This is a genomic window from Streptomyces cellostaticus, assembly GCF_001513965.1.
GTDB lineage: Bacteria > Actinomycetota > Actinomycetes > Streptomycetales > Streptomycetaceae > Streptomyces > Streptomyces cellostaticus.
Map to the genome: position 1 here is coordinate 8558 of NZ_KQ948045.1, position 1563 is coordinate 10120.

A 1563-nucleotide genomic window follows, 5' to 3' on the forward strand; every position below is an offset into this window, starting at 1 on the left:
GGGAGGCGTACCGGTTGATCCCGGCTGCTGCCAGGAGCCCTCCCGGCTTCAGCGCGCGGTAGGCCTCGGTGAGGGCCTGGTCCCGGTCTGCGCGGTCGAGCAGGTGGTACAGCGGGCCCAGGAGCAGGACGACGTCGTAGGAGGCGTCCGCTGCGGTCAACTGCCGGGCGTCGCCCAGTTCCACGGATGCCCCGGTGCGCCCGGCCTGCTCGATGTGGCGGGGGATCGGGTCGATGAGGTGCACTGCGTAACCATCCGCGACGAGCCATCGCGCGTGGGCGCCGGGCCCGCCGCCGACGTCGAGGATCGTGGCGGGCGGCTGCGGGAGGTATCGGCGCAGCAACTCCTGCGTGCGTACCATCTCCAGACGCCCATCGGCCGTGGTGGCCAACCGGTCCGCCTCGTTGATGGTCTCGCTGTAGAACCTCACGATCTCCGGCGCTACCTCAGGACTCGTCATGCGGGCATTGTGGGGGCTCACCGGTGGACCAGTCCAGTGATCGGAAACCCGTTCCATGCCGTTGCTGAAGTACGAGCAGATCGCCGAAGATCTGCGCACCCGGATCGCGAACAGCGAGTTCGGCCCAGGAGACCTGCTGCCTTCGGGCCGCGACCTCGCCGAGCAGTGGGGTGTCTCGCGGGCCACGGTCGTCAAGGCCTACGACGTGCTGCGCAACGACGGCCTGGTGGTGGCCCGCCAGGGTTCCGGCTTCACGGTCTCGGAGACTCCGGTCGCCCGACCGGCAGGCAGGCGCCGTGCGGGCTCCTCACGCCTGTCGGGCGGTGCCCCGTACCGTCGCCTGGGTGTCCCGGACCGTACCGTGCCGCCTGCTCATGTCGCCGACGCCCTGGGGCTCGAAGCCGAGGAGGAGGCGCTGCGCCGCATACGGCTGGTGCTGCTCGAAGACGGAGCACCGCACAGCCTCGTGACGGCCTGGTTCCCGCTGCAGATCGCCGACGCCTCACCGCGGCTCGCGATGAAGGGACCCATCGCTGAGGGCACCACGCACTATGTGCGCCGCCAGACCGGCCGATCCCCGGCGGAGGGAGTCGACATCACCACAGTGCGCCTGGCCACGAATGAAGAAGCGCAGCTCCTGCAAGTAGGGCAACCGACGGCCGTGGCGGTCGTGCTGCACACGGCCTTCGACCAGGATCACAAGCCACTGGTGTGCGAAGAGGGCGTAACGGCGTCGGGCGTCTTCGAACAGATCGACAATTACCCCATGTAGCAAGCGAACTGATGCTCCAACTCCTTCCGACCCGCTTGACTGGACCGGTCCACCGGTCCAGTCTCTAGGCAGTGCTGCTCGGTCGTGCCAAGTGGTTCCAACCAGGCATGTCCGGCTTGCCGGCATGAACAACCCCGGCGACCGCTCGCAACGGCCCCGGGGCGTGGCCACCAACTGAGTGGAGTTGATGACAGTGGGCATTATCCACGCGTTCCTGCAATGGGTACTGGGCGTGTTCGCGCCCAGTACCGGCAGGCGCCGGGCGACTGCGCGCCCCATCCGACCGGTACCCGCCGACCAGCCCGAGGCGCCCCGCACTGCCTCCCCGGGG

Annotated in this window: 2 protein-coding genes; one reads left to right on the plus strand and one right to left on the minus strand. The window is 69.0% G+C overall.

Annotated elements, in window-relative coordinates; translation table 11 throughout:
• A partial coding sequence (locus tag AQI88_RS36220; protein ID WP_159050478.1) for a class I SAM-dependent methyltransferase occupies window positions 1-460 on the minus strand: 460 nt, incomplete at its 3' end.
• Window positions 461-515: 55 nt separating this feature from the next.
• On the opposite strand from AQI88_RS36220, the gene AQI88_RS36225 reads away from it, so the two are divergent.
• Entirely contained in the window at window positions 516-1232 is a 717-nt protein-coding gene (locus tag AQI88_RS36225) for a GntR family transcriptional regulator (protein WP_067008082.1), read from the plus strand.
• Window positions 1233-1563 lie beyond the last annotated feature (331 nt).

Bases quoted from the DNA above. Each gene is read 5' to 3' on its own strand.
- AQI88_RS36225 (WP_067008082.1), top strand. From the start codon at position 516: ATGCCGTTGCTGAAGTACGAGCAGATCGCCGAAGATCTGCGCACCCGG.